Consider the following 4,271-nt stretch of genomic DNA (forward strand, 5'->3'; position numbering starts at 1 on the left):
CTGTCGCTGAAGGCTGAGCGGACGCATGTCGGTCCAGTTGGCCTCGATGTGGGCGACGGCGGTGGCCCGGTCGGTGGCGTCCAGCGCGACCGACCAGCCGGCCGGGACGGCGGCGAAGGACGGCCACAGGGAGTGCTGCCCCTCCTCGTTGACGAGGACGAGGAAGGTGCCGTCTTCGCGGTCAAAGGGGTTCGCCATGGCGGTTCTCTCCAGGTGGTTGTTCGTCAGGTCGCTTGCGGTCTGGCGTTACTGGTGGTCTGGCGTTACTGGTGGTCCGGCGTTACTGGTGGTCCGGCGCTACCGGTGGTCGGGGGTCGCCGCTCGGTCGCGGTGCAGGCCGGCGAGGCTCCGCTCGACGACCGCGCCGATCGCGGCGGCCGACCCGGGTTGCAGCAGCTGCTGGTGGCCGGCGTCCACGTCGTGCGCGAGGACGGCCGGACCGACGTACGGCTCCCAGCTCTTGAGTTTCAGGGCGAGCTCCTCCGGAGTCGGCCGCGGGGGGCCGCCGACGGCCGCGAAGAGGGTCATCGGGCAGTCCTCCAGCCGGCCGGGGGTGAAGCGCTGGAACAGCTCCAGATTGTTGCGCATGACGGCCAGCAGCCGCTCCAGAACGGCCGGTTCCAGTCCGGAAAGCGGCCCCCCGGTGCCGGCGAGGTGGGCGGCGACGCCCTGCGGGGTGAGCTCCGCGGGCCCGGCCGGGTCGGCCCCGGCCTCGGTCAGGAAGTCGGCGAGGAACTCGGCGTCGCTCGGCCGCGCGCCCCCGGCGTCGTCGGGGTAGGCGTCCAGGTTGGCCAGGAAGGCCACCCGCTCGCCGGCCGCGCGCAGCCGTACCGCCATCTCGTGGGCGACCACGCCGCCGTAGGACCAGCCGAGCAGGTGGTACGGGCCGTGCGGCTGGACGCTCCGGATCCGCGCCAGGTACTCCTCGGCGACCTCGCCGAGGTCGGTGGGCAGCGGGCCGGGGTCGGACAGGCCACGGGCCTGGAGGCCGTACACCGGCTGCTGCGGGTCGAGGTGTTCGGCGAGCGCGGCGAACGGGAGGGCGAAGCCGAGGCCGCCGTGCACGCAGAACAGCGGGGGCCGGTCGCCGGTGGGCCGGATCGGCAGCAGCGGGGCGAGCGGGTCGACGCCTCCGGCCACCGACGGTCCCGAACCAGCCGGTCCCGAACTCGCCGCCAGGGCTTCGATGGTGCGGTGCTCGAAGACCGCGCCGAGGGTGAGCGGCAGCCCGGCCTTCGTGGCGGCGTTGACCAGTCGGATCGCCCGGAGACTGTCCCCGCCGAGGGCGAAGAAGGAGTCGTCCGGGCCGACCCGCGGCAGGCCCAGCACCTCCTCGACGGCCGCGCAGAGCAGCCGCTCCGGCTCGGTGCGGGGCGCGCGCCGGCTGCGGGCCGCCCGGGTGGGCTCGGGCAGCGCCCGGACGTCCAGCTTGCCGTTGGCGTTCAGCGGCAGCTCGGGCAGGGCGGCGTAGGCGTCCGGGACCATGTAGCCGGGCAGCGAGCGGGCCAGGTGGCGTTGCAGCTCGGCCGGTTCGGGCGCCGGGCCGCCCTCGGCGGGCACCAGGTAGGCGACCAGCCGGCGCTGGCCGGCGGCGTCGGCGGGGGCCAGGACGGCGGCCCGGGCGACGGCCGGGTGGGCGGCCAGCAGCCGTTCGATCTCGCCGAGTTCGATCCGGTAGCCGCGGACCTTGACCTGCTGGTCGGCGCGGGCGACGTACTCGATCCGGCCGTTGCGGTCCCAGCGGACCAGGTCCCCGGTGCGGTACATCCGGGTGCCGGGCGGGCCGTACGGGTCGGCGGTGAAGCGCTCGGCGGTCAGCGCGGGGCGGTTCAGGTAGCCGCGGGCCAGGCCCGCGCCGGCCAGGTACAGCTCGCCGACCACGCCGCGCGGCACCGGGCGCAGCGCCTCGTCCAGGACGTACCCGGCGGTGTCGCCGATCGGCAGGCCGATCGGGACGGTGCCGTCGGCGCGGCCGAGGTCCTGGCCGGTGGCGAAGGTGGTCGTCTCGGTGGGGCCGTACACGTGGAACACGGTGGTGCCGGGCAGTGCGGCCCGGAGCCGGTCCAGGTGGTCGCGGGAGTGCGCCTCGCCGCCGGTGAGCAGGGCGCGCAGCGGGGCCAGGGCACGCGGGCGGGTGTCGGCCAGGGTGTTGACCAGCTGGGTGGTGAGGAAGGCGACGGTCACCCCGGCCCGGGCCAGGAAGTCCTCCAGGGCCTGCGGGTCGGCCGGGCCGGGCGGCTGGATCGCCAGCCGGGCGCCGTGGACGAGCGGGCCCCAGAGCTCGAAGGTGGAGGCGTCGAAGGCGACCGGCGCGAAGTACAGGAAGGTGTCCTCGGCGGTCGGCGCCAGCTCGGGCAGGCCGAGCACCAGGCGGACGGCGGCGCGGTGGGAGACCGCGACGCCCTTGGGGCGGCCGGTGGAGCCGGAGGTGTAGATGACGTAGAGCAGGTCGTCCGGGTCGATGGCGACCTCGGGCGCGCCGCTGGGCTGTCGGGCCAGCTCGGCCTCGGTCTCCGGGGCGTCCAGGAGCAGCGGGTGGACCTCGTCGGGCAGGTCGGGAGCAGGCACGGAGCGCTCGGTGAGCAGCAGCCGGGCGCCGCTGTCGGCGAGCATGTCGCGCACCCGCTCGGCGGGGTACGAGGGGTCGATCGGCAGGTAGGCGGCGCCGGCGCGGGCGATCGCCAGCAGGGCGCGCACCACGGCCGGTCCGCGCTCCAGCCGCAGGGCGACCAGCTCGCCCCGGCGGGTGCCGCGGGCGATCAGCAGCCGGGCCAGCCGGTTGGCCTCGGCGTCCAGTTCGGCGTAGCTGGTGAACCGCAGCCGGTCGGGGTGACCCGGCACGGTGTGGACGAGCGCGACGGCCTCCGGGGTGGCCGCGATCCGCCGGTCGACCAGGGAGGTCAGGGTGGAGCGCGGGGTGCCCAGCCGGTGGGTGCCGAGAGCGAGCAGTTCGGCCTGCTCCGCGGGGTCGATGAGGTCCAGCCGGGAGAGCGGGGTGGCCGGCTCGGCGAGGCCGGCGGCGAGCAGCCGCAGGTAGGCCTCGGTGATCCGGCGGGCGGTGGCGGGCTCGAAGAGGTCGGTGCGGTACTCGACGTCGAGGGTGAGGGCGTCGGGGGCCTCGGTGAACTGGAAGGAGAGGTCCCACTTGGCGGTCCGGACCGGGACGGGCTGCTCGGTGACGGTCAGCTCCGGGTCGTCGGCCTCGGGCGCCCGGGTGGCCTGCTGGTGGCCGATCATCACCTGGAACAGCGGGTGCCGGGCCATCGAGCGCTCCGGGTTGAGCACCTCGACCAGCTTCTCGAAGGGCAGGTCCTGGTGCTGGTACGCGGCGAGGTCCGACTCCCGCACCCGCTCGGCGAGTTCGCGCATCCCGGGGTCGCCGGTAGGGGTATCCCCAGCGGAGCGAGGGGAAGTGTCGGTGCGCAGCACCAGGGTGTTGACGAACATGCCGACCAGATCGTCGAGTTGCGCGTCGGTGCGGCCGGCGATCGGGCCTCCGAGCGGGATGTCGGTGCCCGCGCCGAGCCGGGTGAGCAGCGCGGCGAGGGCGGTGCGCAGCAGCATGAAGGGGCTGACCGCCCAGTCGGCGGCCGAGTGCCGCAGCCGCTCGGCGAGCCGCGGTGGCACGGTGGTGCGCAGGACCTCGCCGCGGTGGTCGGCCGAGGTGCCGCGCGGGTGGTCGAAGGGGAGTGCCAGCTCCTCCGGAAGGCCGTTCAACCGGTCGGTCCAGTAGCGGAGTTGGCGGGAGAGCTCGCTGTCGGGGTCGCTCTGCGCGCCGAGCAGTTCGCGCTGCCAGAGCGTGTGGTCGGCGTACTGGACGGGCAGCGGCGGGAGCTCGGCGTCGTGGCCGTCGCGGCGGGCGCGGTAGCAGGCGGTGAGGTCGCGGGCGAGCGGGGCGAGCGACCAGCCGTCGGCGGCGATGTGGTGCAGCACCAGGGAGAGCACGTGCTGCTCCGGGCCGAGGGAGAAGAGCCGGGCACGCAGCGGGAGTTGGTTCTGGAGGTCGAAGCCCTGGGCGGCCTCGGCGGCGAGCGCCTCGGGCAGTTCGGCCTCGGTGACCGGGCTCACCGGGAGCGGGAGGGCGGCCTCGGCGGGGGTGAGCACCCGCTGTTCGGCGGTGCCTCCGTCAGGGGTCGCCTTGTCGTCGCCGCGGCGCGGGAAGACGGTGCGCAGCGCCTCGTGCCGGGCCACCACGTCCCGCAGTGCGGCGGTCAGGGCGGAGGTGTCGAGGCGGCCGGTGAGCCGGATGGCCAGCGGGATGTGGTACAGCC

General features: G+C 75.4%; 2 protein-coding genes. Both read right to left on the bottom strand.

What is annotated here, in order from left to right:
* On the bottom strand, positions 1-198 hold a 198-nt coding region (locus J0670_RS31705; RefSeq protein WP_207815376.1), incomplete at its 3' end, for an MbtH family protein.
* Between the two features lie 99 nt (positions 199-297).
* Positions 298-4,271, bottom strand: a 3,974-nt coding sequence (locus J0670_RS31710; RefSeq protein ID WP_207815383.1) for an amino acid adenylation domain-containing protein, incomplete at its 5' end; no start/stop codon positions are given.

It is taken from the genome of Streptomyces sp. FH025, assembly GCF_017427025.1.
Classification (GTDB): Bacteria; Actinomycetota; Actinomycetes; order Streptomycetales; family Streptomycetaceae; genus Kitasatospora.